The sequence below is a fragment of the Streptomyces sp. BA2 genome (assembly GCF_009769735.1).
Taxonomy (GTDB): domain Bacteria; phylum Actinomycetota; class Actinomycetes; order Streptomycetales; family Streptomycetaceae; genus Streptomyces.
The window spans coordinates 3955833-3981881 of the sequence record NZ_WSRO01000002.1 but is presented as its reverse complement, the minus strand read 5'-3'; the positions used below and the strand labels follow the sequence as shown (position 1 = coordinate 3981881).

24 protein-coding genes are annotated in these 26049 nt (G+C 70.5%); 10 read left to right on the top strand and 14 right to left on the bottom strand.

Annotation, left to right across the window (positions count from 1 at the left end):
- Window positions 1-9: 9 nt before the first annotated feature.
- Window positions 10-867 carry an alpha/beta hydrolase gene (locus E5671_RS20500; RefSeq protein ID WP_336605800.1) on the bottom strand — a complete coding sequence of 286 codons (858 nt, stop codon included), beginning with the start codon at window positions 865-867 and terminating at the stop codon, window positions 10-12.
- Window positions 864-1421, bottom strand: coding sequence for a quercetin 2,3-dioxygenase (locus tag E5671_RS20495; protein WP_160505417.1), 558 nt, complete (start codon window positions 1419-1421; stop codon window positions 864-866). Before E5671_RS20495 ends, E5671_RS20500 begins: the two co-directional genes overlap by 4 nt.
- 101 nt (window positions 1422-1522) lie before the next feature.
- Here E5671_RS20495 and E5671_RS20490 point away from each other — a divergent pair, with 101 nt between their 5' ends.
- Window positions 1523-1972: a MarR family winged helix-turn-helix transcriptional regulator gene (locus E5671_RS20490; protein ID WP_160505416.1), complete on the top strand. Its 450-nt coding sequence runs from the start codon at window positions 1523-1525 to the stop codon at window positions 1970-1972.
- Window positions 1973-2034: 62 nt separating this feature from the next.
- Here the strand turns inward: E5671_RS20490 and E5671_RS20485 are convergent, their stop codons facing one another.
- Window positions 2035-3192, bottom strand: a complete 1158-nt coding sequence (locus E5671_RS20485; RefSeq protein WP_160505415.1) for an acyl-CoA dehydrogenase — start codon at window positions 3190-3192, stop codon at window positions 2035-2037.
- 187 nt (window positions 3193-3379) lie between these two features.
- Between E5671_RS20485 and E5671_RS20480 the strand changes: the two genes are divergently transcribed.
- The gene (locus E5671_RS20480) at window positions 3380-4723 is read left to right on the top strand and encodes a UDP-glucose dehydrogenase family protein (RefSeq protein ID WP_160505414.1); all 1344 of its coding nucleotides are present in this window, start codon (window positions 3380-3382) and stop codon (window positions 4721-4723) included.
- Window positions 4724-4752: 29 nt separating this feature from the next.
- Here the strand turns inward: E5671_RS20480 and E5671_RS20475 are convergent, their stop codons facing one another.
- The gene (locus tag E5671_RS20475) at window positions 4753-5280 is read right to left on the bottom strand and encodes a CGNR zinc finger domain-containing protein (RefSeq protein ID WP_160505413.1); all 528 of its coding nucleotides are present in this window, start codon (window positions 5278-5280) and stop codon (window positions 4753-4755) included.
- A gap of 95 nt (window positions 5281-5375) precedes the next feature.
- On the opposite strand from E5671_RS20475, the gene E5671_RS20470 reads away from it, so the two are divergent.
- The gene (locus E5671_RS20470; protein ID WP_160505412.1) at window positions 5376-5744 is read left to right on the top strand and encodes a VOC family protein; all 369 of its coding nucleotides are present in this window, start codon (window positions 5376-5378) and stop codon (window positions 5742-5744) included.
- 29 nt (window positions 5745-5773) lie between these two features.
- Window positions 5774-6178, top strand: a complete 405-nt coding sequence (locus E5671_RS20465) for a VOC family protein (RefSeq protein ID WP_160505411.1) — start codon at window positions 5774-5776, stop codon at window positions 6176-6178.
- Window positions 6179-6205: 27 nt separating this feature from the next.
- Here the strand turns inward: E5671_RS20465 and E5671_RS20460 are convergent, their stop codons facing one another.
- Window positions 6206-7351, bottom strand: coding sequence for a dipeptidase (locus tag E5671_RS20460; RefSeq protein ID WP_160505410.1), 1146 nt, complete (start codon window positions 7349-7351; stop codon window positions 6206-6208).
- Window positions 7352-7512: 161 nt separating this feature from the next.
- The gene (locus E5671_RS20455) at window positions 7513-8853 is read right to left on the bottom strand and encodes an LCP family protein (RefSeq protein ID WP_160505409.1); all 1341 of its coding nucleotides are present in this window, start codon (window positions 8851-8853) and stop codon (window positions 7513-7515) included.
- Between the two features lie 129 nt (window positions 8854-8982).
- On the opposite strand from E5671_RS20455, the gene E5671_RS20450 reads away from it, so the two are divergent.
- Window positions 8983-9531, top strand: a complete 549-nt coding sequence (locus tag E5671_RS20450; protein ID WP_160505408.1) for an acyl-CoA thioesterase — start codon at window positions 8983-8985, stop codon at window positions 9529-9531.
- A 64-nt stretch (window positions 9532-9595) separates the two neighbouring features.
- On the opposite strand, the gene E5671_RS20445 is transcribed toward E5671_RS20450, so the two are convergent.
- Window positions 9596-11092: an LCP family protein gene (locus tag E5671_RS20445; RefSeq protein WP_443032662.1), complete on the bottom strand. Its 1497-nt coding sequence runs from the start codon at window positions 11090-11092 to the stop codon at window positions 9596-9598.
- A 164-nt stretch (window positions 11093-11256) separates the two neighbouring features.
- Between E5671_RS20445 and E5671_RS20440 the strand changes: the two genes are divergently transcribed.
- Window positions 11257-12297 carry a glycosyltransferase family 2 protein gene (locus E5671_RS20440; protein ID WP_160505406.1) on the top strand — a complete coding sequence of 347 codons (1041 nt, stop codon included), beginning with the start codon at window positions 11257-11259 and terminating at the stop codon, window positions 12295-12297.
- A 40-nt stretch (window positions 12298-12337) separates the two neighbouring features.
- On the opposite strand, the gene E5671_RS20435 is transcribed toward E5671_RS20440, so the two are convergent.
- The 4 genes from E5671_RS20435 to E5671_RS20420 form a co-directional block, all read right to left on the bottom strand.
- Window positions 12338-13996: an LCP family protein gene (locus E5671_RS20435; RefSeq protein WP_160505405.1), complete on the bottom strand. Its 1659-nt coding sequence runs from the start codon at window positions 13994-13996 to the stop codon at window positions 12338-12340.
- Window positions 13997-14070: 74 nt separating this feature from the next.
- Complete coding sequence (locus E5671_RS20430; protein ID WP_160505404.1) at window positions 14071-15801, bottom strand: LCP family glycopolymer transferase; 1731 nt, start codon at window positions 15799-15801, stop codon at window positions 14071-14073.
- Between the two features lie 227 nt (window positions 15802-16028).
- Window positions 16029-17261: an LCP family protein gene (locus tag E5671_RS20425; protein WP_336605799.1), complete on the bottom strand. Its 1233-nt coding sequence runs from the start codon at window positions 17259-17261 to the stop codon at window positions 16029-16031.
- 116 nt (window positions 17262-17377) lie between these two features.
- The gene (locus E5671_RS20420) at window positions 17378-18133 is read right to left on the bottom strand and encodes a TIGR03089 family protein (RefSeq protein WP_160505403.1); all 756 of its coding nucleotides are present in this window, start codon (window positions 18131-18133) and stop codon (window positions 17378-17380) included.
- A 138-nt stretch (window positions 18134-18271) separates the two neighbouring features.
- Here E5671_RS20420 and E5671_RS20415 point away from each other — a divergent pair, with 138 nt between their 5' ends.
- The 3 genes from E5671_RS20415 to E5671_RS20405 all read left to right on the top strand — a co-directional run bounded on the left by E5671_RS20415 (window position 18272) and on the right by E5671_RS20405 (window position 22022).
- A complete protein-coding gene (locus E5671_RS20415) occupies window positions 18272-19657 on the top strand; it encodes a peptidoglycan recognition protein family protein (RefSeq protein ID WP_237330202.1) in 1386 nt (461 codons plus the stop codon).
- Window positions 19658-19787: 130 nt separating this feature from the next.
- Window positions 19788-20870 (top strand): sugar phosphate nucleotidyltransferase, encoded by a 1083-nt coding sequence (locus E5671_RS20410; protein WP_160505401.1) that lies wholly within the window; start codon window positions 19788-19790, stop codon window positions 20868-20870.
- Between the two features lie 129 nt (window positions 20871-20999).
- Entirely contained in the window at window positions 21000-22022 is a 1023-nt protein-coding gene (locus E5671_RS20405; RefSeq protein ID WP_160505400.1) for a DNA-3-methyladenine glycosylase family protein, read from the top strand.
- Between the two features lie 123 nt (window positions 22023-22145).
- Here the strand turns inward: E5671_RS20405 and E5671_RS20400 are convergent, their stop codons facing one another.
- The 3 genes from E5671_RS20400 to E5671_RS20390 are packed head-to-tail and all read right to left on the bottom strand — an operon-like array spanning window position 22146 to window position 24974.
- Window positions 22146-23471: a coenzyme F420-0:L-glutamate ligase gene (locus E5671_RS20400; RefSeq protein WP_160505399.1), complete on the bottom strand. Its 1326-nt coding sequence runs from the start codon at window positions 23469-23471 to the stop codon at window positions 22146-22148.
- On the bottom strand, window positions 23468-24424 hold the full coding sequence (cofD, locus tag E5671_RS20395; protein ID WP_160505398.1) for a 2-phospho-L-lactate transferase: 957 nt from the start codon (window positions 24422-24424) through the stop codon (window positions 23468-23470). The genes E5671_RS20400 and cofD overlap by 4 nt, the downstream gene beginning before the upstream one ends.
- Window positions 24425-24458: 34 nt before the next feature.
- The gene (locus E5671_RS20390) at window positions 24459-24974 is read right to left on the bottom strand and encodes a cysteine dioxygenase (RefSeq protein ID WP_160505397.1); all 516 of its coding nucleotides are present in this window, start codon (window positions 24972-24974) and stop codon (window positions 24459-24461) included.
- A gap of 662 nt (window positions 24975-25636) precedes the next feature.
- Here E5671_RS20390 and E5671_RS20380 point away from each other — a divergent pair.
- A complete protein-coding gene (locus tag E5671_RS20380; protein WP_016642094.1) occupies window positions 25637-25900 on the top strand; it encodes a WhiB family transcriptional regulator in 264 nt (87 codons plus the stop codon).
- The last annotated feature ends 149 nt before the right edge of the window (window positions 25901-26049 follow it).

Genomic DNA, 26049 nt, shown 5'->3' with positions numbered 1-26049 from the left:
CGCATTGCTTCAGCTGACGAGCCCCTGCGCGAACCGCAGCGAGCGGGCGAAGACGTCCTCCACCGCCTCGTCAGGCGCGCCGTACCAGCCGTGGTCGGCGCCCGGCACCGTACGCAGCTCGACGTGAACACCCACCTCCCGCAGCCTGGCGGCCAGCGCCTCGCTGTGCGAGGCCGGGACCATCGTGTCCTGCTCGCCGTGGACCAGGAGGAACGGCGGGGCGTCGCGGTGGACCCGGGCGACGGGGCTGGCCGCGCGGGCGAGGTCGGGCACCGTGGCGGGGGCCGCGCCGAGCAGCAGGGCCTCCGGGGTCGCGGCGCTCAGCGGGTCGAACGGGCCGCGGGGGACGGTCAGGTCGCTCGGGGCGTACCAGATCACCGCGCCGGTGGCCGAGACCTCGGGGTCGAGCGCCAGGAGCGAGGCCAGGTGCCCGCCCGCGGACTCGCCCCACACCACGGTCCGCGCGGTGTCGACGCCGAGCTCTGGCGCCCGCAGCTCCAGCCAGCGCAGCGCGGCCCGCAGGTCGTCGAGCGGGGCGGGGAAACGCGCCTCGCCGCTGAGCCGGTAGTCGACGCAGGCCACCGCGAAGCCCGCTGCCGCGATGCGCGCGAGCGGACCGGGATTCCAGTGCCGGGTCCGCAGCCCCATGTCGTCACGGCGCCCTCGCCGCCAGGCGCCGCCGTGCACGAACAGGACGAGCGGGGCGGGCCCGTGTCCGGCCTCCGGCAGCCAGAGGTCGAGCTCCAGCGGACGGCCGCCGTCGACCTCCCCGTACGGGATGCCGCGAAGGACCCGCGGATCCGGTGCCGGGAGCGGCGCGACGTCCGGGTGGGGCGCGGCGATCAGCGCCCGCAGCTCTCCACTCACCGGGTGCGCCACTGGTGCTCGGGCAGGAAGCGCACGTCGTACCGCTCGGGGACGGTGGCGAACTTGTCCGGCGTGGGTACGACGGGCTCGCGCGGCAGCCCGAGCCCTTCGGCAGGCGCCCCGAGGTTCTCGAAGAACCGCTCGAAGGTGCCGCCGGGCCCCGCGGCGACGCCGACGACCTGGCTGTGGTGGCGCTCCATGCGGTAGGCGTGCGGACAGTTCTTGGGTACGAAGCCGAAGTCGCCGGGGGTGAGGAGCTTCTCCTGCTGCTCGCCCTCCAGGTCCTCGACGAACAGGCGGACGGCGCCCTGGGTGACGTAGAAGACCTCGTACGTGTCGGGGTGCAGGTGGGCCGGGATGACGTTGCCCCTGGGGCCCTCGACGGTGAAGAAGTTGAAGCCGTTCTCGGTCTGCTCGCCGCCCGCGTAGATGGTGATCAGGTCGCCGAACAGATGAGCACGGTCGCCCTCGCCCTTCTCGATGACGTAGGGCTTGCCCGGTTCGGCGGGGATGCGTGAGGAGCGCCGGTGGCGGGTGGCGTACTCGATGGTCATGGCTCTCCCGGGGGTGCGGAGTGACGCGTGGATTGTCAGGTAGCCTGACATAATGAGTCCACGACGGGCAAGCGCCGGCCCAGAACCCATAGGCTCACGGCATGCACGCCACCGGCCGTAACCTCCCCCAGCTCCTCGGCGACGCCCGGCGCTGGTTCGAGGACGCGCTCCTCGCGACCCTGGAGGAGGCGGGGGAGATCCATGTCTCGCCCACCCAGGCGGGCCTCTTCGCCGTACTCGACGAGGAGGGCACGACGGTCTCCGAGCTGGCCCGCCGCATGGGCGTCACCCGGCAGACCGCACACCAGGCGGTGCACGGCCTGGTCGCCGCCGGTCTCCTGGAGCAGGTCCCCGACCCGTCGTCGGGCCGGCAGCGGCTCATCCGGCGCACGGCGGAGGGGGAGCGCACGCATCGCGAGGCGGAGCTGGTCCTGCGCCGCCTGGAGGAGGTACTCGCCGACCGGATCGGCCCGGAGGCGACTCAGGCGCTGCGGGCGGCCCTTGAGGTCCCCTGGGGAAGCCCGCCGGTGCTGGGCCGCCCCCAGGCCTGAAACGCCGAACGCCCTCCCCTCGGAGCGAGGGGAGGGCGTTCGAGGCGTCAACGCGCCCTGGGCTACGGCAGGTTGCGGGCCATGACGATCCGCTGGACCTGGTTCGTGCCTTCGTAAATCTGGGTGATCTTCGCGTCGCGCATCATGCGCTCGACGGGGTAGTCACGCGTGTAGCCGTAGCCGCCGAGCAGCTGGACGGCGTCCGTGGTGACCTCCATCGCGACGTCCGAGGCGAAGCACTTGGCGGCCGCACCCTGGAAGGTGAGGTCCGCGTCGCCGCGCTCCGACTTGGCCGCGGCCGCGTACGTCAGCTGACGCGCGGCCTCGATCTTCATGGCCATGTCCGCGAGCATGAACTGCACGCCCTGGAAGTCGCCGATCGGCTTCCCGAACTGCTTGCGCTCCTGGACGTACCCCTTGGCGTAGTCGAGCGCGCCCTGCGCGATGCCGAGCGCCTGGGCCGCGATCGTGATGCGGGTGTGGTCCAGGGTCTTCATCGCCGTGGCGAAGCCCGTGCCCTCCTCGCCGATCATGCGGTCGGCGGGGATGCGGACGTTGTCGAAGTAGACCTCGCGGGTCGGCGACCCCTTGATGCCGAGCTTCTTCTCCGGGGCGCCGAAGGAGACGCCCTCGTCCGACTTCTCGACGACGAAGGCGGAGATGCCCTTCGAGCGCTTGGTCGGGTCGGTCACGGCCATCACCGTGTAGTACTCGGAGACGCCGGCGTTCGTGATCCAGCGCTTGACGCCGTTGAGGACCCAGAAGTCCCCGTCACGGACGGCCTTCGTCTTCATGCCGGCCGCGTCCGAACCGGCGTCCGGCTCGGAGAGGCAGTACGAGAACATGCCCTCGCCCTTGGCGAGCGGCGTCATGTACTTCTTCTTCAGCTCCTCGGACCCGGAGAGGATCACGGGGAGCGAGCCCAGCTTGTTCACGGCCGGGATGAGGGAGGACGAGGCGCAGACGCGGGCCACTTCCTCGATCACGATGACCGTGGCGAGCGCGTCGGCGCCCGTGCCTCCATAGCTCTCCGGTACGTGCACGGCGTGCAGGTCGGAGGAGACGAGGGCGTCGAGCGCCTCCTGCGGGAAGCGGGCCTCCTCGTCCACCGCCGCGGCGAACGGACCGATCTTCGCCTCGGAGAGCGAACGGATCGCGTCACGGAGCATGTCGTGCTCCTCGGACGGGCGGTACAGGTCGAAATCAGCCGATCCGGCCAAGGTCTCTCACGCTCCAAGGGGCTAATTACCGTTAAGTAACCCAAATTTTAGAGGGCGGCTCACGCAAGGGATACGTGAGCTTCCCGACAGCGGGCAGCCGACGGGTGGCAATGCCGGAAACGTGCCCTGTCACAGGCCCGACTATGCTCGGGCACCGCACTGACGCCGTAGACCCCTGGAGCACCGCATGGCCCTCAAGATCACCGTGATCGGCACCGGCTATCTCGGCGCTACGCACGCAGCGGCCATGGCCGAGCTCGGTTTCGAGGTGCTCGGCCTCGACGTCGTGCCCGAGAAGATCGAGATGCTGCAGCGGGGCGAGGTCCCGATGTACGAGCCCGGCCTTGAGGAGCTGCTGCGCAAGCACGTCGCCGGGATCGAGGGCTCCAGCGGGCGGCTGCGCTTCACCATGGACTTCGCCGAGGTCGCGGCCTTCGGCGACGTGCACTTCGTGTGCGTGAACACCCCGCAGAAGCACGGCGAGTACGCCTGTGACATGAGCTACGTCGACAGCGCCTTCGCGCAGCTCGCCCCGCATCTGACGCGTCCCGCGCTGGTCGTCGGCAAGTCGACCGTGCCGGTCGGCTCGGCGGACCGCCTGGCGCGCGAGCTCGCCGCGAACGCTCCGGTGGGCGCCGAGGCCGAGCTGGCCTGGAACCCGGAGTTCCTGCGCGAGGGCCTCGCCGTCAAGGACACGCTGCACCCGGACCGCATCGTCGTCGGCGTACGCAGCGCGCACGCCGAGAAGCTGCTTCGCGAGGTGTACGAGGGCCCGGTCGGCGAGGGTTCGCCCTTCGTCGTGACGGACTTCCCGACCGCCGAGCTGGTGAAGACGTCGGCCAACTCCTTCCTCGCCACGAAGATCTCGTTCATCAACGCGATGGCCGAGGTGTGCGAGGCCGCGGGCGGGGACGTCGTGAAGCTGGCGGAGGCGCTCGGGTACGACGACCGGATCGGCAAGAAGTTCCTGCGGGCCGGGATCGGCTTCGGCGGCGGGTGCCTGCCGAAGGACATCCGGGCGTTCATGGCGCGGGCGGGGGAGCTGGGCGCCGACCAGGCCCTGACCTTCCTCCGCGAGATCGACTCCATCAACATGCGGCGGCGCGGGCAGATGGTGGAGATGACGCGCGAGGCGCTCGGCGGCGGGTCCTTCCTGGGCAAACGGGTCGCGGTCCTCGGCGCCACGTTCAAGCCCGACTCGGACGACGTCCGTGACTCGCCCGCGCTGAACGTCGCCGGGCAGATCCACCTCCAGGGCGGCCAGGTCACCGTGTACGACCCCAAGGGGATGACGAACGCGGGGCGGCTCTTCCCGACGCTGGCGTACGCGGAGTCCGCCGTGGAGGCGGTGCGGGGCGCCGATGTCGTACTGCACCTGACCGAGTGGCGGGAATTCCGCGAGCTGGACCCGGATGCGCTGGGCGAGGTGGCTTCCCAGCGGCTGATCCTGGACGGCCGCAATGCGCTCGACCCCGTGGTGTGGCGGGGGGCCGGGTGGACCTACCGGGCGATGGGGCGGCCTGCGGCGTAGTCCAGCCCGTCCGGCGGGGTCGGGGAAGTTCACCCCTCCCCGGCCGCACCCTTCCGCGCCCGGTACGCCCGCATCTTGGCGCGGGCCCCGCACACACCCATGTCGCACCACCGGCTCCGCCCGGCCGGGCTTCGGTCGTAGTACGCCCAGTGGCAGTCCGCGGCCTCGCAGGCCTTGAGCCGGGACCAGGTGCCCGCGGTCACCGCCTCCGCGATGGCCGCGGCCACCCGCGAGGTGAGCGTGGACGGCTCCGCGGGAGTCAGTGACGCCGAGCCGTCCTCCTCGGAGACCGTCACCAACAGCGGCGCCGCAGCGAGGAGTTGACTCAGGGCGGGCGCCGGCCCATGCGGCCCGTGCCCCGCGTGGGCGAGACACGCCACCCGCAGTGACTCCCGCAACTCCCGCGCCGCTGCCAGCTCCCCCGGCCCCGCGGAGATGCCGAACGGCGCGCGCCCCTCGGCCGAGTCCAGCGCGTCGGCGCCCGACTCCAGATCCAAGGTGTTCACCAGCGCCTGGATCAGCGCGAGGTCCCCGGGAGCGGGTGCTCTGTCATTCATGCTTGCGACGTTACCTCTTATGCGGGAGTATGCAGTAACCGTTACCGGCAGCTCCAATTATCCGGTAACCCACCCGCGAACGAGGAGAAGTAGTCATGCCCCTCGCCAAACTCGGCGTCGTCGTACTCGACTGTCCCGACCCCCTCGCGCTCGCCACCTTCTACGCGGCCGTCCTCGGCGGCACCCCCAAGGACGACGGCGACGGATGGGTGAACCTCGAAGTCCCCGGCGGCACACCGCTCGCGTTCCAGGCCGCCCCCGGCCACGTACCGCCGCAGTGGCCCGAGGCCGCGCGCTCGCAGCAGTTCCATCTGGACCTCGAAGTGGAGCGGGCGCGGCTGGACGCGGTCGAGAAGGAGGTGCTTGCGCTCGGCGCCACCGCGCTCGACGCGGAGGACCGCGAACGGAGTTTCCGTGTGTACGCCGACCCGGCCGGACACCCGTTCTGTCTCTGCGCCTGCTGAACCCGCGCACGCTGGAGAAAGGACCGCCCATGGCACCCGTCGGACGCCTGCGCAACATCGTGCTCGACTGCCAGGACCCCCACCAACTCGCCGCGTTCTACGGCCACTTGCTCGGCGGCGAGATCGAGAGCGATACCGAGGAGGAGGATGACTGGGTCACCCTCCACACCCCCGGCGGCCTGCGCCTCTGCTTCCAGGAAGCCCCCGGCCACCGCCCGCCCGACTGGCCGCACGCGGACGCCGGGTCGCAGCAGATCCACCTCGACATCGACGTGGGGCCGACCGTCGAGGACGTCGAGCGCGCCCAGGAACGCGTACTCGCCCTGGGCGCCAAGCCGCTCGACGTGGACGACGACAACGGCGAGCGCGACTTCCGCGTCTACGCCGATCCGGCAGGGCACCCCTTCTGCCTCTGCTGGATCGCCCCGGCCTGAGGGGGGCCGTAGGGGGAGGGGGAGGCCTCAGCCCGTCGCCTGCTGCCGCTGCCTCTCCCGCGCCGCCCGTGCCGCGAAGTCCGCCCCGCGCAGCACCCGTTGGACGTTGCCCCACGTGAGGCGCGCCAAGTCGTCGTCGGACCAGTCGCGTTCGACGAGCTCGGCGACGAGGTGCGGATAGCGCGAGGTGTCGGCCAGGCCTTCGGGGTGCGCGACCGCGGTGTCGTACATCCCCGAGAGGCCCACGCACTCCGGGCCCGCGAGACGGCGTACGTGATCCACGTGGTCCGCCACCTCGCTGATCGAGGAACCCGTCTGCTCGGCCGCCAGGGGCACGAGGCACAGGCCCTTGGCGGCGCCGAGCGCGGTGAGCAGGTCGTCCGGGAGGTTCGCCGGGGCGTCCCGCAGCGCGCGGGCCCCCGAGCGGGTGAACACGGCGGGCGCCCTGGAGATGGTGAGCACCCGGTGCGCCGTGGCCTCGGAAGCGCCGGACAGCTCGGCGAGCACCCCGAGCCGGTTCAGCTCGCGCACCACCTCCTCGCCGAACGGGGTGAGCCCCTGGGGGCCCGCCCATGACGTACCGGAGAGCGTGAGCGAGACCAGGCCGAGGGCGTGCAGTGCGCGCAGCGTGGCGAGTGAGTCGCCGATGGCTTCGGCGCGCGCCGGGCCGATCAGGGTGGCGATGCGGCCGCAGTGGCGGGCGTCGGCCACCTCGGACGCGGTGCGGGCCAGGCGCAGTCCCTCGGAGTGGCCGCCGACGACGTGCTTGACGAGGTCGATCTGTTCGAGGGTCGCACCGAGGACACGGTCACCGGTGATGCCGTCCGGGATGTGTTCCGGGATGTGTTCCGGGACGTGTACGGACCAGAACTGCGCCCCCACGCCGCCCGCCCGCAGCCGGGGCACGTCGGCGTCCACGGCGCTGTCGCCCAGCTCCAGGTCGTACCAGGGCAGTCCGCGCAGCGCCCAGGGCAGTCCGCTGTAGCCGTCGGCGACGGGATGCGCCGCGAGCAGGGCACGGGCATGCCGCAGAGGGTCCGGCGCGGGCGGCTCCGGAGCGGTCGGCTCCGGTCCGGGCTCGGATATGGGTGGGGGCTCGGGGGTCCGCTCGGCGGGCCGGTCAAGGTCTCCGGCTTCGGCGGTGGTGTCGAGATCGACCTGCAAATCTGCCATGGCGGGGCTCCGGCTTCAGGGAGGGTCCGGTCCACCGTGACACGCGGGAGCCGCGGCTTCGCGGCAGGCGAAGCGTTCGGGGTACGAGGCCGTGGCGGCGGCACGCGAAAGGGCCCCGCCGATCGACCGGCGGGGCCCCTTCGACGTAATCCGGCGAGGGCTCAGCCGCCCGACACGGTGACCTTCTCGTCGTTGTTCAGCTGCTCCACCATCTGCTTGACCTTGGCCTTGTCCCACAGGAGGTTGCCGCCGGTCGAGCCCGCGAGCGGCATGTTCATCGACTTGCCGTCGCCGCCCGTGACGCCCTTCATCGCCCAGAACATGGACGCCACGTCGAACAGGCCCATGTCCTTGTCGACGATCAGCGTGTCCAGGCCCGCGCCCATCGTGGGGTAGAGCTTGAAGGGGTTCATGACCGTGCCCGGCGTCGCCGCCTGGTTGGCCAGGGCCGCGAGGAACTTCTGCTGGTTCTTCGTGCGGTCCAGGTCGCTGCCCGGCAGGGCGTACCGCGTACGGACGAACGCCAGCGCCTGCTTGCCGTCGAGGGTCTGCTTGCCCGCTTCGAAGTCGGCGCCGGACTTCTCGTCCTTGAAGCCCTTGGGGATGTCCATCTCGACACCGCCGACCGCGTCCACGATCTTGGCGAAGCCGCCGAAGCCGATCTCGGCGTAGTGGTCGATCTTCAGGCCGGTGTTGTACTCGACGGTGCGGACGAGCAGCTCGGGGCCGTCCTCCGCGTACGCCGCGTTGAGCTTCGTCTGGCGGCCCTGGTTCGGGTAGAGCTTGCCGGACTCGGCGCCCTTGAAGGAGGGGATCGTCACGTTCGAGTCGCGGGGCAGCGAGATCATCGTGTTCCCGCCGTCGTCCGCGACGTGCAGGATCATCATCGAGTCCGTGCGCTTGCCCGCGGCGGAGCCGGTGTGGAGGTCCTTCTTGTCCTGGTCGGACATGCCCTCGCGGCTGTCGGAGCCGACGATCAGGTAGTTCGTGCCCGCGCCGCCCTCGGGCCGCTCGATGACCTTGGAGAGGTCGACCTCGCGCTTGAGCTTGGAGTCGGCCCAGAAGTACGTGCCGATCGAGACGGCGAGCAGCACGACGACGAGGGTGATCGAGCCGATCTTGAGGCGCCGGCGCCAGTTCGGGGCGGGACGGGGAGCGCGGGTGCCGTACCCGTCGTCGCCTTCGCCGCCCTGGCGGTAGCCGCCGCCCTGACCGCCGGCGTTCGGGGAGCCGTAGACCTGACCGGTGTTGTAGCCGCTGTCGTAGCCGTCCCGACGGGGGCTGCGGGGCTCGAACATGTCGTCGCGCGCGTCGCCGTACGGCTGGCCGTACCCGTCGTCGTACGACGGCTGCTGCGGGACGCCTCCCTGCTGCTGGCCCGGTCGGCCGGAGGGGCCGCCGCGCTGGACATGCCGCATCACGCGGGCACCCTCAGGCTGGGTGTTCCCGCTGCCACGGCCGTACGCGCGGCCGTTGCCCTGGTCGTCAGGCCAATCGCTCATGTGGCCCAGTGTGCCGTCTCTGCCTAGGCGCCTTACAGGGCAGGCGTGATTTCGGTTCAGGGCTGTTGCAGAGCTGATGCAAAGCGGCCGCGCGCGGCCGGGACATTCGTCCGACTTAGGGTAGAGCCCATGACAGACCTGGCCCCTGGCGCGGAATCGGAGATTCCGGGCAAGCCGACTTCGGCGTCCCGCACGACTCTCAGCCACATCATGACCCACAACGACACCAACCTCCTCGGGACGGTGCACGGCGGTGTGATCATGAAACTGGTGGACGACGCCGCGGGGGCGGTCGCGGGACGGCACTCGGGCGGGCCCGCGGTCACCGCGTCCATGGACGAGATGGTCTTCCTGGAGCCGGTGAGGGTCGGCGACCTCGTCCATGTGAAAGCGCAGGTGAACTGGACGGGACGCAGCTCCATGGAGGTCGGCGTCCGGGTCCTCGCCGAGCGGTGGAACGAGTCGACGCCCGCGCAGCAGGTGGGATCGGCGTACCTCGTCTTCGCCGCCGTCGACGCGGACGGCAAGCCGCGGGGCGTGCCGCCGGTGCTCCCGGAGACCGAGCGGGACCGCCGCCGCTATCAGGAGGCGCAGATCCGGCGTACGCACCGTCTCGCGCGGCGCCGTGCCATCAAGGAGCTGCGGCAGGCGCGGGCCGCGGAGGGTCTCGACGACTGAATTCCGGGAGGACGACTGAATTCCGGCAGGACGGGCGCGCACCCCTCCTACTGGCGCATCCCTCCTACTGGCACATCACCTGGTCACCGGTGACCGCCCCGAACTCGCCCTGGTAGGCGTCCTCCGCCCGCACCGGCCTGACCTGCTTGAAGTCCTGGCCCGCGAGCACCTTCAGGGTCGCGCCCTGCCCCTTCACCGCCCGCATCTGGCAGCCGGGCAGCGCCGTCGCCAGGGACTTCGCCGAGCGGTCCCAGCGCGGGTCGTACGCGACGATCGTGCGCTTCAGCGGCATGCCGGGCACATTGGCCGGCACGTTTCCGGGGGTCCGGGTCGTCCGGAAGCCGGTGGCCCGCAGACCGCTGTCGACCCGCTTGCCGAGACCCGGCACACCCGTGGCGTTGTCGACCTGCACCCGGATCTGCTGCGGTGACACGTCGACGATGGCCTTGCGCCCGAGGTTGTGCGGGGCGAGGGGACGGTCGTCGCGCAGCGCCTGGAAGAGCTTCGCGGACCTGACCGGGTCCCACTTCAGCGTCGACCCGATGCCAGGCACCAACACGCCCTTGCTGCGCAGCGGCACGGTGGTGAACTCCGACGACTTCGGCGAGAAGCCGCGCATCGCCCGGCCCAGGGCGAGCATCTCGTTCGTACCGAAGCCCTTGTCGGCCCGGACCGAGCCGAGCAGCGTCCTGGACACGTCACGGAACTTGAGCGGGTTGAGGAGCACCCCGCTGCTGGTCGCCTTGGAGATCAGCGCCGCGAGGAACCGCTGCTGGCGCTGCATCCGCCCCAGGTCCGACGATCCGTCGACGTGCCGCGTACGGACGTACTGCAGCGCGGCGCCGCCGTTCAGCCTGTGCGTGCCGACGGGCAGGTTGAGCCCGGTGTAGGAGTCCTTCAGCGGGCGGGTCGTGCAGATGTCGACGCCGCCGAGCACGTCCACGGTCTTCATGAAGCTCGTGAAGTCGACCTCCAGATAGTGGTCGATCTTGACCTTCGTCATGTTCTCGACGGTCCGCACGGTGAGGTTGGGGCCGCCCTCCGCGTATGCCGCGTTCAGCTTGACCGGATGCGCCTTGTGCCTGTCGCCGGAGTTCCGGTCGATGTGCTCGGGCATCTCGGCGTAACTGTCCCGGGGCAGGCTCACGACGCTGGCGCGGTTCCGGTCCTCCGAGATGTGCACGATCATGATCGTGTCGGTGCAGTGGCAGGGCGCTCCGCCGAGGCGGTACTTGTGCTTCTCCGCCTTGGTGATCTTGTCCCGGCCGTCGGTGCCGACGAGCAGGACGTTCATGCCGTTGCCCCCCTTGGGCCGGTTCTTCATGTCCTTGAAGGCGTCGACCCGTGCGATCTCGGTGTCGAGACTGGTGACGACGCCGTGCCCGATCCCGGCCGCCGCGAGCACCGTCACCGAGAACCCGGTCGCCACCCGCATGGCCCACCGCGGCCGCCTGCGCTGCTTGACCGGCCGCCCCGCGGCCTGCTGCACGGGCTGCCTCGCACGAGGGGGGCGCGGGCCACGCGGGGGCGGGGTGGGGGAGCGGCGGGGCGGTGTGGGCACGTGGGGGGACACCTCCGCGGTGACGGGCGGGCCTGGCCGGACGGGCAGGGGGACTCGTGGGGGGCCGGGGAATGCGAGAACCGTAGGCCCATACGATCTGCGACCCGGGGCAGCAGGCCGGGCGGCGCGCGCCCGTGTCCCCCATTCGCGGTAACGTGGCGCCGATGAACGCGACGCCCGACGAGCAGCTTCCTGCCGTATCCGTGATCATGCCGGTGCTCAACGAGGAACGGCATCTGCGTGCTGCCGTCACCGCGATCCTTGAGCAGGAGTACGACGGTGAGATGGAGGTCGTCGTCGCGCTTGGTCCCTCCACGGACCGCACGAACGAGATCGCCGCCGAACTGGTCGCCGAGACCGCGGGCCACCGCGCGAGGGTGCAGACCGTCCCGAACCCCACGGGACGCACGCCTGCCGCCCTGAACGCCGCGATCAAGGCCTCCAGTCACCCGATCGTGGTGCGCGTGGACGGCCACGGCATCCTGTCGCCCGGCTACATCGCGACAGCCGTACGCCTCCTGGAGGAGACCGGCGCGCAGAACGTCGGCGGCATCATGCACGCCGAGGGCGAGAACGACTGGGAGCACGCGGTCGCCGCCGCCATGACGTCGAAGATCGGCGTGGGCAACGCGGCCTTCCACACCGGCGGCGCCGCCCAGCAGGCGGAGACCGTCTACCTCGGTGTCTTCCGCCGCGAGGCCCTCGAACAGCAGGGCGGGTACAACGAAGAGTTCATCCGCGCGCAGGACTGGGAGCTGAACTTCCGCATCCGCGAGGCGGGCGGCCTCATCTGGTTCTCGCCCGAGCTGAAGGTGCAGTACCGCCCGCGGCCGAGCGTGAAGGCGCTCGCCAAGCAGTACAAGGACTACGGCCGCTGGCGGCACGTCGTCGCCCGGTATCACGAAGGCTCCATCAACCTGCGTTACCTCGCTCCGCCGACCGCGGTCTGCGCGATCGCGGCGGGCGTCATCGTGGGCGCCCTGGTCACGCCCTGGGGCTTCGTCGTCCCCGCCGGCTACCTCGCGGCGATCGCGGCGGGCTCACTGCCGGCGGGCAAGGGCCTGCCGCTGAAGGCGCGCCTCCAGATCCCGGTGGCCCTCGCGACCATGCACATGTCGTGGGGCTGGGGCTTTCTGACCAGCCCGCGCTCCCTCGCCAAGAGGGTCATCGCCTCCCGGCGTCCGGCCGTGCTCAGCGAGGCCTGAGCACAGCCGACGGGCCCGCGGCGTGCCGCGGGCCCGGGACTCACTTCCAGGTGAAATCCGGGTCCACGTGCATGCACGCCTTCTTGTCCGAGCCGTTGAGCGCCTCGGCCGAGTCCGGCGTCTTGTCGTCCTGCTTCGACTTGGGAGGTGCGTTCCCCTCCCGCCAGTCGGCGCCGACGACCAGGGTGACCCCGGAGACGTCCGTCGACTTCTTCACTGAACTCAGCTTCATGCCAAGGGACTTGGCGACCCGCTGGGCATCGCCCTCCAGGTCGGCGCTGGGGAACCTGATGACCGTCTTCTCCTGGGCGAGAACCGTCGCCGTGTCGGCCGCCGCCCTGGTGAAGCCCTTGCCGGCGAGAATCTGCGTGACCGCGTTCGCGCGCCCGCTGACCGGCGGTTCGACATCCGTGCGTGTGCCGTTCTGCACCTGCACGGCGATCTCGTCGTCCGCGGCCGCCGGGTCGTCCGAGACCTTCTCCTTGGCGGGCTTCTTCTTGCCCTTGCCGTCCAGCGGGATGTCGTCGCGTACGAGGCGGAAGAGCTGCTCGGCGTCGCCCGGCTTGGGAATGACGCGCGCGCCCACGTACTCGTACGGCATGGTCGTCATCGTCGTCCGCTCCGGCGAGACCTTCTTGAGCTCGTTGCTGAGGTCGTAGAGCTTCTTGACGCTGCCGAGGCCGTCGTCGACCTTGAGCGCGCTGGTGGCCGTCTCGGCGAGCCTGCGCAGCTTGTTGGGGCTGCTCAGGTTGGCGTTGTTCCGCAACTCGCGCACCAGCGAATTCATGTACATGTGCTGGGCCTTGGCGCGGCTGATGTCGGTGCCGCCGTCGAAGCCGTAGCGGGTGCGCAGCCACTGCAGGGCCTGCTCGCCCTTGACGGCGGTGGTGCCCTTCTCGAGCTTCAGGCCGGAGCCGTGGCCCTGGCTGTCGCGCGAGTGGATGTTGGCGTCCACGCAGACCGGTACGCCGCCGATGGCGTCGGCCATGGAGACCACACCCGCGAAGTCCACCTCCATGAAGTGGTTGATGTGGATGTTGGTGAGCTTCTCCCAGGTGGCGACCGTGCAGCCGGGGCCACCGCGGCCGAGCGTCTGGTTCGTCATCGTCCGCTGCGCGGAGGCCTCGTAGACCTTGCCGTCGTCCGGGTCGGTGCACTTGGGAATGGAGAGGAGCGTGTCGCGCGGCATGCTGATGACCGACATGTTCGTACGGTCGGCCGACAGGTGAAGCAGCATCTGGACGTCGGCGAGCGGAGTGCCCCCGAAGGTCTCCTTGGCGCCGCCGAGCTTCTGGTTCTCCTTGGAGTCCCGCGCGTCAGAACCGATCAGCAGGATGTTCAGCGGCGTCTGGCCCGCCGCGTTCGGCGTGGGCTCGGGGGCCCGGTGCTCGCCGAGGTTCAGGTCGTCTGTTTCCAGGTTGCTGTTCAGGTGGCGGTACCAGAGATATCCGGCGCCGGCCGTGCCGAGTATCAGCACCGAAAGGATCGTTGCCGACCAGCGGAGTATCCGCCGTTTCGGACGCGGCGCCCGGCCGTCACCGCCACTGCCCGCGCCACCGCCCCCACGGCCACGCCTGCGGTGCCCGCCGCTCGCCGAGGGCTCCCCTCCCTCGTGCGACGGGCCTCCTTCCAGGCCATGATCACTGGCGTGCGGGACGCGTTGTCGCGCCCCCTCCCCACGCACGCTGCTTCTCCCCATCCCCTGCCCCTCCCCGCGCTACCCCGAAATACGGCCATCCTGCGCCCAGTTAGACGCAGAATGGCCGCCTCAGGTCACTTGGCGCACACAGTCTTGTCCGCTTCGACCTTCTGAATGCCCTCCGGCGCCTTCGACGGGGTACTGATGGGCACCCCGGCCCCCTTGAAGTCGCTGCCGAGCGTCAGCTTGATGGCGGGAAGCCCCTGCGAGTTCTTCTCGCTCTTGCCGGGCTTCATCGCGGAGCCGGAGAGCCCCATGACGTCGGCGAGCCGCCGGGCCTGGTCGGCCTGGTCGGGTGCGTACTCCAGCGTCGTCTTCTTGAGGTCGGACGGCGCGTTGCCGAGCTGACTTGCCTTGGACATGCCCTCAGTGTTCTGCAAGTACGTGAGAGTTGCCTGAGCGGCGCCGGTCTTCCCGCTGCCGTTGTAGATGTTGACCCGTACCTCGGAGGCGTCGGACTTGCTGCCCTTGAGGCGGGCGGCGACCGCCGCCTTCTCCTTCTTCTCCTTCTTCTTCACCGCGGTCAGCGACTCGTCGGCGCGCATCATGGAGAACAGCGGGTCGGCCTTGGCCTCGTTCACGACGACCGTCGTGTGGACCTTCTCGGCCGGGTTGTCGATCACGGGCACGGTCGCGAAGCTGAGGTTCTTCATGTCGAGCTTGCCGAGCTCCATGCCCAGGTCACGGAGTTTCATTATGTCCGCGATCGTGGAGTCGACCGTGAGCGCCTTGGTGCCCGCTTCGGCCAGCTTTATCATCTTCGACGGGCTGGTCAGCGTGTCGTTGGACTTGAGCTTGCGCATCAGCGAGCTGAGGAACTGCTGTTGCAGCTCGATGCGGCTCAAGTCGCCGCCGGTGCCCACGGAGTGGCGCGTGCGGACGAACGCCAGCGCGTCCTCGCCCTCGATGGTGTGCTTGCCCGCGGGCAGCTTCAGATGCGAGTCCGGGTCGTCGATGTCCTTGGCCAGACAGACGTCGACGCCGCCGACCGCGCTGGAGAGCGTCTTGACCGCGTTGAAGTCGGCCACCATGAAGTGGTCGGGGACGATCCCGGTGATCTTCGTGACCGTACGCATGGTGCAGCTCGGCGTGCGTTCGCTCTGCCCGAGGCTCTCGTTGAAGCGGGCGCCCTTCGTACCCGGGATGGTCTTCTTGCTGCCGTCCTCCATCGTGGTCGGGCAGTCCGGAATGTCCGTGATCATGTCGCGCGGGATGCTCAACGCGGTGGCGTTGGTGCGGTCCTTGGAGACGTGCAGCAGGATCGTCGTGTCGGCGTGACCGACGCTTCCCTTGTCTCCGTACTTCTCGTTGCCCTTGCCGCTGCGCTTGTCCGTGCCCATCACCAGGATGTTGATGGCGCGGTCCTTGCTGAAGCCGCCGGTGCTCGCGCCGTCGTCGGCGATCGAGTTGATGTTGTCGTTGAGGTGCTGGTAGTAGAGGTACCCACTGACACCCGCCGCGACCAGGACGAAGGCGAGCGTGCCGCCGGTCCACATCAGGGCCTTCTTGCCCTTGGTCTTCTTCGGCTTCTGCTTGCGCCGCCCGCCCGCGGCCTCCGGCTGCGGAGCCCGGCGTCTGCGCTGCGGCGGCACATCGCGCTGCTCGTCACGGTGCTCGTCGCGTCGGCCATCGCGGCCGCGCGTTCCCTTGCGTGGCGTGGACCGCGGTGATCTGCGAGGTCCAGGCACTGTCGACTGCCCTGCGGAAGGGCTCAGTCGCAGTTCGTAATCGCCTGTGTTCGGGTTGAGCACCCACTGGTCTGCGGGGTCGATGTTCTCCGCCCGCCCACGGCCTTGCGCGTCCACGGTTAGCTGCGTCCTCCGTCGGGGCCACGCGGCGCCTTTCCCCCCTCAAGTAAGGCGCTCGGTCAGTCGTCCAGCGGTGCGCGGCCACGAAGGGCCCGGCGCACCGGATCGCTCACACTATCCGGCCAGTTCAGCGCCGAACGACGCCGGTGACAAATTCCACTCCCCTACAACTGGGCAATCCGCCCTATTTCTTTGTGCAGGCGGTCTTGCGCTTGAGGATGGCTTTACTCGCAGGTCGTTCCGGCGGCCGTGTTGCCGCGGAAAGTGGGAGCGGGGCTCGGCGTATGAGAAGGGTCGTCCGGCTTCTCGCCCTGGGCGGCGCTCTCGGGCTCCTCGCGCGTCACTTGGAGGGGTGCGTCCGTACGGAGCCGCGTGAAAAGTTCGTCCGCCGCGGGCTCCACGAGTTCATCCCGATTGGCGTCGTAGACATACGACCGCCGGGGCACCGTGAGGAACTGCACCTGTTCTGTGGGGATGTTGCGCATGCCGCGCACCAGTTCGTACAAACCACGCAAACTCGCAAGTCCCGGGTCCGTGGTCAGCGAAGAAGTGGCCGCGTCGAGAACGGGATAGAGCTTCGCCGGATTCAGCAGGACGTCATTGCTCTGCACCTTGTTGACGAGCGCCGCGAGGAACTGCTGCTGGCGGTCCATCCGGTCGGTGTCACTGCCGTTGCCGATGCTCTTGCGGGCCCGCACGTAGCCGAGCGCCTGCTCGCCGTTGAGGGTGTGCCGGCCCGCGGGGAGCTTCAGACGCGCGGCCCTGTCGTTGATCGGGGCCTTGAGACAGACCTGTACGCCGTCGACCGCGTCGACCATGTCCTTGAACCCCGCGAAGTCCACGACCATGTGGTGGTCGACGCGGATCTTCGTCATCTTCTCGACCGTACGAATGGTGCAGGCCGTCCCGCCGAACTGGAACGCCCAGTTGAACTGCGCGAACCGGGCCCGCGTCCGCGATCCGTCGGCGGTGCGGCAGCTGGGGATGTCCACCATCACGTCCCGCGGGATCGACACCGCGGTCGCGCTCTCCCGGTCGGCGGCGAGGTGCAGCAGGATCGTCGTGTCCGAGCGCTGGGTGCCCGGGTCGCGGCCGTACTTCTTGTTGCCCCGGCCGGAGCGGGTGTCGGAGCCGATCAGGAGGATGTTCTGCGCGTCGTGCACCAGCGGCGTCGGGCGCTCCTTCTCGTAGCGCGCGAGCTCCGCCGCGGCGTCGGTGTCCTTGGTGATGTTGCCGTCGAGCTTGTTGTAGACCGCCCATCCGGCGCCACCAGCGGCCAGCACGAGCCCGGCGGCCCCGATGGCCGTCCAGCGCAGCCAGCGCCGCCTGCGCCGGGCGACGCCCGCACCCGTGGGGCTCGAACCCGCGCCGGGTGCGTACGTGGCCGGTGGCTCAGGCGGGGCGCCGTCGGGACCCGGGCGCTCCGGTCCGGCGGGCATGCCTGCGGTGTCGGACACGTGTACGGCCACCCCTCGTAGCGACGTCGGTGCATGGTGCGCTCCTACGACCATGGACCGACGTGACGCCGGGGGCCTGCGGGCCAGGGGCTCGGGTGGGCCGAACGGGGGAGGGGCTACTTGGCGGTGGCGGTGACCCGCTCGTCCTCGATCCGCTTCGCCAGACCCGCATCGGCGAGCTGGTCGAGGTGGCGGCAGAGCACCACGGAGCCGCCCGCCGCCAGCGGGGCGTACAGACCGGAGCTCAGACCTTCCCAGGTGTCGTACGAAAGCCCCGAAAGGAGCCGGGAGCCGGGCGTGAGCCCCAGCGCGGCGGCGTCGGCCCGGGCCCGCTCCACCAGCTCCGCACCCGTCAGTTCGCCTGCCCCGCCGACGGCGACGGCGGGCTCGTCCGGATCCACGGGCACGTACGGCGCGAAGCGGTCGCCCTGGCTCGGCACCTCGACCGCGTAGTCCACGAAGCCCTCGGGGGTCTGCGGGAAGCGCCCGCCGAGCGGCCGGAGCGCGAGCGCGACCCGCTCCCCGGAGCAGGCACGCGCCGCGTCCAGCGTGTCGGGCCCGCTGACGACGAGGTCGGCACGTGCCGGGTCGCCGCCCACGTCCGCGACGACGCCGACGGACGAACAGGCGAGCAGCCAGACCGCCGTCTGCCAGTGCGCCGGCAGCAGCAGCGCGAGCCGGTCGCCGGGCTGGGCGGCGAGATCGTCCTGGAGCAGATTGGCGGTCTTGGCCACCCAATTGGCGAAGGTGGCCACGGACAATTCGACGCGCTCGCCCGTGGCGTCGTCGTAGAAGGTGATCAGCGGGCGGCCCGGGTCCGCGGCGAGCGCGGATCGCAGCAGGTCGGCAGGGGTGCGGTCGGTGGCGTTCACGGGCGCAAGGGTACGCGCGTGCTCTGTTGCCCCGGGGTGCGGCGGGGGAGCGCGGGCCACCGGTTCGGCGGACACGAACCGACGGCCCGTCAATTCCCCAATGGACAGAATTGTCCACCTATGCCAACTATCAGACGTATGCGTGGATTTCTAGCTTCCTCGATCGGCGTCACGTGCGCGGCCGCCCTGGCCCTTCCCCTCACCCTGCCGTCGCCCGGCGCCCGCGCCGCGACCCCGGCCGCGGAGTCGCCCGTGGGGCGATCCGCGGAATCCGTCCCAGGCAGCACCCAGTCACTCCCGCTCACCCCACTCGGCTCCGACCGCTCGGCAGGCGGCGAGGCCACCGACCAGGGCCTGCTCCAGCGCGAGGTCAGGCCCTTCTCCCTGGTAGGCGTCATCTGGGACGACCCGGACGACGAACTGCACGGCAGCGTCCAGGTCCGCACCCGTGCGAGCGGCACCGGCAACTGGTCCGGCTGGCAGCCCGTGGAGACGCACAACCACGAGCACGCCGCCGACCCGGACGACCCGGAGCGAGCCTCGGGCAAGGTCCGCGGCTCCACGGCACCGCTGTGGGTCGGCGACTCGGACGGGGTCGAGATCCGTGTACGGGGCGAGGCGGCGCGGCATCGCGGAGAGCACCGCGGCGGCACACAGCCCTCCGCGGAGCATGCCCTCCCGGCCGGCCTGCGTCTCGAACTCGTCGACCCCGGAGCCGAGCCGCCCCCGCAGGGCCCCTCACCCGAAGGCCCCCGCTCCCCGGTCCTGACCGCCGAGACCGCCGCGTCCTCCGCGGTCAACGCGGACCTCGCCCCGCTCGGCGCCTCCGTCATCCCCGCGCTCAGCAAGAAGGAGACGGAGTCCGACCTCATCGCCGCGCGCGGCGGCCCGGAGGACGCCGCGGGGAAGGCCAGGCCCTACGTGGGACCCCGGCCGCGCATCATCACGCGCAAGGGCTGGGGTGCGAACGAGAAGCTGCGTGAGAGGCAGTTCGGGTACTCGAAGACCGTGAAGGCCGCCTTCGTGCACCACAGCGCGTCCGGCAACAACTACCGCTGCTCACAGGCGGGCTCCGTCCTGCGCAGCATCTACCGCTACCACGTCAAGAGCAGCGGCTGGCGTGACTTCGGCTACAACTTCGCGGTCGACAAGTGCGGAAACATCTACGAAGGACGTGCCGGAGGTGTGGCCAAGCCCGTCCTCGGGGCCCACACTCTCGGTTTCAACAGCAACAGCATGGGCATCGCCGTCCTCGGCAGCTTCGGGTCATCGAGCCCGCCTGCGGCCGCCGTGAACGCCGTCGCCCGGCTGACCGCCTGGAAGCTCGGCCTGTACGGCGCGAATCCGCGTGGAAAGACATACCTGAAGTCCGCGGGAGGGAATCTGTACAAGAAAGGCAGCAACGTCCGGCTCAATGTGATCTCCGGGCACCGCGACGGATTCGCCACGGAATGCCCCGGCATCCGCCTCTACAAGAAGCTGGGCAGCGCCCGGTCCGCGTCGGCCCGCTACCAGGGCCGCTGAGGCCGGACCCCTACCACGAAGCACACCGCACGACCCGCACAGCGCACTGCACGACCTGCAAAGCCATCTGCATACACTGGCCGGCCGCGACTCAAGTTCGGCCGGCCCCAGCAGGAAGCAGAGACGACAGGTGACAGAAGCGATCCTCCTGGTCGGCGGCAAGGGCACCCGGCTCCGTCCGCTCACGGTGCACACCCCCAAGCCGATGGTTCCGGCGGCGGGCGTCCCGTTCCTCACCCACCAGCTGGCGCGGGCCCGCGCGGCAGGCGTGGAGCACATCGTCCTGGCGACCTCCTACCTCGCCGAGGTCTTCGAGCCGTACTTCGGGGACGGCTCGGCGCTCGGCCTCCACATCGAGTACGTCACGGAGACCGAGCCCCTCGGCACGGGCGGCGCGATCCGCAACGTGGCATCGCGCCTGAGCTCAGGACCCGACGAGCCGGTCCTGATCTTCAACGGCGACATCCTCACGGGCCTGGACATCCGCGCCCTGGTCACGACGCACGAGGAGTCGGGAGCGGACGTCTCCCTGCACCTCACGAAGGTCGACGACCCCCGCGCGTACGGCCTCGTGCCGACCGACGCGACGGGCAGGGTGCAGGCCTTCCTGGAGAAGCCGCAGACCCCCGAGGAGATCGTCACCGACCAGATCAACGCGGGCGCGTACGTGTTCCGCCGCTCGGTCATCGACACGATCCCGACAGGCCGCCCGGTCTCGGTCGAACGCGAGACGTTCCCCGACCTCCTGGCCTCCGGAGCCCACCTCCAGGGCATGGTCGACTCGACGTACTGGCTGGACCTGGGCACGCCCCAGGCCTTCGTACGCGGCTCGGCGGACCTGGTCCTGGGCCGCGCCCCGTCCCCCGCTGTCCCCGGCCGCTGCGGCGACAGCCTGGTCCTGCGGACCGCCATGGTCGCCCCGGACGCGAAGCTCACCGGCGGCACGGTGGTCGGCGAGCACGCGGTGGTCGGCGAGGGCGCACGGGTGGACGGCAGCACGGTCCTCGCGGGCGCGGTCATCGAACCGAACGCGGTCATCACGGACTCGCTGATCGGCGCGGGCGCGAGGGTGGGCGCACGCACGATCCTCGCGGGCGCGGTGATCGGCGACGGCGCGGACGTCGGCGCCGACAACGAGCTCCGGGACGGGGTACGGGTGTGGTGCGGGGCGGGACTGCCGGCGGGGGCGGTGCGGTTCTCGTCGGACCAGTGATTGTCAGCCGGTCCGGCGTTTGAGGACGAACTCGGCGGAGCCGGTGATCGACGGCACGCAAGGCCCCCGCGCAGCGGGTTTTCGGGAAGGGGCGGGGTTGGGGAAATAAAAGCCCCTACCCTCATACAGATGTCATCCCGTTTCGCCCCCCGCTCCACCCCCACCCGCACCACAGTGCGCGGCGGCGAAACGGCGATCCCCCAGGCTGCGAGCCAGGGCATACCCCGCCAGGCCACGGCAGGCCAGACCCGCACCTGGACCCCGCCCTATCCCCTGAACCTGGGCCTGACGACAGGCCCCCTGCGCAGGGGCCCCGCGGACCCCACGTTCCGTACGACGCCGGCCGGCGAGGCCTGGCGGGCAAGCCGCACCCCGCAGGGCCCCGGCACGCTCAGGGTGGCCCTGCGCGGCGACACCGTGGAGGCCGAGGCGTGGGGCCAGGGCGCGACCTGGCTCCTGGATCAACTCCCGCAGCTGCTTGGCGAGTCGGACGCCCCGGAGGACTTCACCCCCCGCCACCGCCTCCTCGCGGCGACAGCGCACCGCAGACCCGGCCTCCGCCTGATCCGCACGGGACTGGTCCTGGAGTCCCTGATCCCGTCGATCCTGGAACAGAAGGTCACGACGGACGAGGCGTACCGCGCATGGCGCCTCCTGGTCCGCAAGTACGGCGAACCGGCCCCAGGGCCGGTCCCCGCCCAGCTCCGCATGCACGTCATGCCGGACCCGAGGACCTGGACCCTGATCCCGTCCTGGGAGTGGCACAAGGCAGGCGTGGACAACAAGCGCGCGTCGACGATCCTGCGAGCGGCACGCGTGGCAGCGCGCCTGGAGGAGGCGGCGGGGATGGAGCCCCTCAAGGCCCAGGCCCGCCTGGAACTGATCCCGGGCATCGGCCCGTGGACGTCGGCGGAGACGATCCAGCGCAGCAACGGCGCCCCGGACGCGGTCACGGTGGGCGACCTCCACCTGCCGGGCATCGTCGGCTACGCGCTGGCCGGCGACCGCACGGCGGACGACGAGGAGATGCTGCGGCTCCTGGAGCCCTACGCGGGCCAACGCCACAGGGCGGCCCGCCTGATCCTCCTGAGCGGCCACACACCGTCGCGCAGAAAGCCGGGCATGCCAAAGTTCGACATAGCCAAGATCTAAGGGGCTGCGGGGAACGGCGAGGGGCCCCGCAAGGGGCGCGGGGAACTGCGCGACAAGCCCCCGCAGCCCCGCAGTCGAAAACAGCCCGGCAGCCGCCCCGGCCCAACGCCAGGGCGAGCCACATCACAGGACCCGGACGAAGTCCCCCGCATCCCGCCCAGCCCGAGCCGCAGGCTCAACCGCCGCATGCCCCACAGCCACCGCCCCCATCGGATCCCACGACCCCGGAAGCCCGAGAACGCCCCGTACGACATCCCGGCAGAACATAGTCGAGGAGACCCACGCGGACCCAAGGCGCTCCCCGGCCAGCGCGACGAGGAAGTTCTGCACCCCGGCCCCGGCCGCGACCACGAACATCTCCCGCTCGGCCGCGTCCCGCCGGGCATCCCCATACGTATGGGAGCCGTCCATCACCAGACAAGGCACCACCAAGTAGGGCGCCCTGCGCAGCACATCCCCCCGACGGACCCGCTTGGCGATGGACTCCGAAGACTTCCCGTCCCGCTCAAGGTCCGCGACCCACGCGTCCCGCATCGCGTCGAGCAGCCGCACCCGCGCGTCCTCGGACTCGAGCAGGACGAACCGCCACGGCGTCGTGTGATGCGGCGCGGGCGCGGTCACCGCGGCCGCCACGGCCCGCCGCACCGCCCCGGGGTCCACCGGTTCGTCCGTGAACTCCCGCACGGTCCGCCGCTGCGTCACCGCTTCCCGCACGGCCTCGGACGTCCCGAGCCGGAACATGTCGTCACGGGAGTCGCGCACCATGACCCGGGCCCCTTCACCCGGCCCACCGCTCCCCCCGACGACGTGCGAAAGACCTCGGACCACCGCGACAGGCAGCCCTCCGGCCTTCCCCTTGACCAGATCGCCCGCGGCGGCCAGCTCGTCCGCGGTGGCGACGACCGTCGCGCTCAGCGGATTGCCGTACGCGTCGACGCCGCCCCGCAGATCGTCGAGGACCCGCACGCCCGCCGCCCCGATGGCGACGTCCGTCAGGCCGTTGCGCCAGGGCCGCCCGAAGGTGTCCGTGATCACGATGCCGACGTCCACGCCCAGCGCGTCCCGCAGCCCGTCCCGGATCGCACGCGCCGAGGCGTCGGCGTCCTCGGGCAGCAACAGCACGGTCCCGGCAGGCGTGTTGGATGCGTCGACACCGGCGGCGGCCATCACAAGGCCCTGCCGGTTCTCGACGATGCGGAGGGTCCCGCGCCGCGCCACGACCCGCACGCTCTCCGCGTCGATGGCCGCTTCGCGGTCGCTCGCCTCGACGATCCGCCCCTCGGCCTTGCTGACGATCTTCGAGGTGACGAGGAGTACGTCCCCGTCGGCGAGCCCCGGCTCCGCCGCCGCGATCAGCTTCGCGAGGTCGTCGCCCTGCCGCACCTCGGGCAGTCCGGGCACGGCCCAGACACGGAACGACGGCGAAGGACCTTCCCCGGAAGAGCTCACGCCCGCACCTCCTCCGCGAGAGCGAGCGCCGCACGCGCCATCTCGGCGGTCGCGTCGATGTCGCTCATCATCAGCGGAATCGCCCGGCACCGGATCCCCGCCGACTCGACCCCCTCCACGACCCCGGCGTCCACGGTGTCGACGAGCCATCCGTCGAGCAGCCCGCTTCCGTAGTGCTCGGCGACCGCGGCGGCCGTCGACTCCACGCCCACCGCGGCGAGCACCTTGTCGGCCATGCCCCGCACGGGCGCGTCCCCGACGATGGGGGAGAGCCCGACGACGGGCACGCCCGCGTCGGCGATGGCCTCGCGGATCCCCGGCACGGCGAGGATCGTCCCGACGCTCACCACGGGGTTGGACGGCGGGAAGAGCACGACGTCCGCATCAGCGATCGCCTCCAGGACGCCGGGCGCGGGCTTGGCCTGGTCCGCGCCGACCGGCACGACGGCGTGCGCGTCCACGGACGCCCGCAGCCGCACCCAGTACTCCTGGAAGTGCACGGCTTTCTGCTCACCGTCGACCGTGACGGCGACATGCGTCTCGACGCGGTCGTCCGACATCGGGATGAGCCGCACGCCCGGCTGCCAGCGCTCGCACAGCGCTTCCGTCACCGCGCTGAGCGGGAATCCGGCGGTCAGCATCTGCGTCCGCACGATGTGCGTGGCGAAGTCCCGGTCGCCGAGCCCGAACCACTCGGGCCCGACGCCGTACGCCGCGAGTTCTTCCTTGACCTTGAACGTCTCGTCCGTACGTCCCCAGCCCTGCTCTTCGTTGATGCCGCCGCCGAGTGTGTACATCACGGTGTCGAGGTCGGGGCAGACCTTGAGCCCGAACAGGTGGATGTCGTCACCGGTGTTGCCGATGACGGTGATGTCCGCGTCAGGCGCGGCTTTCTTGAGCCCGCGGAGGAAACGGGCGCCGCCGATACCGCCGGCCAGGACCACAATGCGCATGGGGCCAAGCATGTCAGGCAGGTACGACAACGCGTCAGGCGGTTACGACATCTCCGGCCGCCGGAACGGTGGCCCGCAGGCCGCACTGCGCCGCGTGCATCGGCATCTCGGTCAGGCCGGGGTAGTAGATGTGCAGGCTGACGGCCGGTTCCAGGGCGTCGTTGACGACGTCGTGGACGTACCCGGGCGCGAACACGCGCTGGGCCCCGGCGCCGAGCGCGCGCTCCCCGCGCTCCGTACGCTCCGTCAGTTCGCCCTCCAGGACGGTCAGTACGCCGGAGGAGCGGCCGTGGTCGTGCGTCCCGCTGCCCTGTCCGGGCACCCAGGAGAGCAGCCACACCTCGTATCCGGGCCCGGTGCGCAGGCGGTGGTACCACCGGCTCGTCGCGTCGTACTCGACGAGGTGGGCCCACTGCGCGCGGTCGGCCGCGATGGTGCGGGCCAGGCCGACGAACTCGGCCACGGTGGCCGGGTGCTCGCGGGCGGGCTGCAGGAGGTGCGTGACTTCGAGGATGTCGCCGGCGATCTGGAGGTCGCTGTCGCTGTTCATGGTGCGGTGGTTCCTCAACGTGAGTGCTGGGGTGTCGCGAGGGAGGGTGAAGCGGCTCGGGCGATGAAGTGCCGGAGCGGGCTCAACAGCTGGAAGCGGGTTCGCTCAACAGCTGGAGCAGGAACAGCGACAGCGCGCGTGGACAGCACCGAGGAGCCCGCTGGTGCGGGTCGTCGAGAGTGCCAAGTTTGCGAGCATGCCCACTAGAACAGCGGCTCACACCTTCCCTGTCAACTCTATGTCCGCTATGCGAGATATGTTTCACCTCATCCGGTTGTTCTCCGCGGTGAAAGGTTTGTGCACCGGGCGCACCGGACACATGGCGCATCAACCGGCGCGTAAACCCCGGCGTGCTCCCGTGACCCGAATGTGATCCCCTTCGCTTCGGTGGACCGGTCGCAACGGGATCGATCTCCGCGACGTCCTTCCCTGATGAGGGCGGCCGCGGGGCGCCTCGGGATGGGTCACTGGCGAGTGTCAGGGTTTATGCCGATTTGAACACTTTCCGCATTACCTTGGTTCCGCAGGGTGAATAAGGGACCCAATAGCAGATCTCGGCTTGACTGGCCCGGATCGGCACACTTGTAATTTCACTCGTGTCGTTCAGCCGAAATCGGTAACGGCAAGCACGACGGGGACGCACAGACAGACGAGGGGCGCACATGACCGAGCTGGTTCAGGAACTGCTGGTCGAGGACGCGGACGAGGAACTCGGCTGGCAGGAGCGCGCCCTGTGCGCCCAGACCGACCCCGAGTCCTTCTTCCCCGAGAAGGGCGGCTCCACGCGAGAGGCCAAGAAGGTCTGCCTCGCCTGTGAGGTTCGCTCGGAATGCCTTGAGTACGCACTGGCGAACGACGAGCGGTTCGGTATCTGGGGCGGTCTTTCGGAGCGGGAACGCCGCCGACTGAAGAAGGCCGCCGTCTGAACACCAGCTGGTTCGCCCGACCAAACGCCACACACCCCTACGTAAGGAACAGCCCGTCGCCCGTGGGTTATCCACAGGCGGCGGGCTGTTGTGATGCCAGCCGTTAGTGTGGGGCCCCGTCCGAGACGCCCCGGCGCCCCCATGAAGCG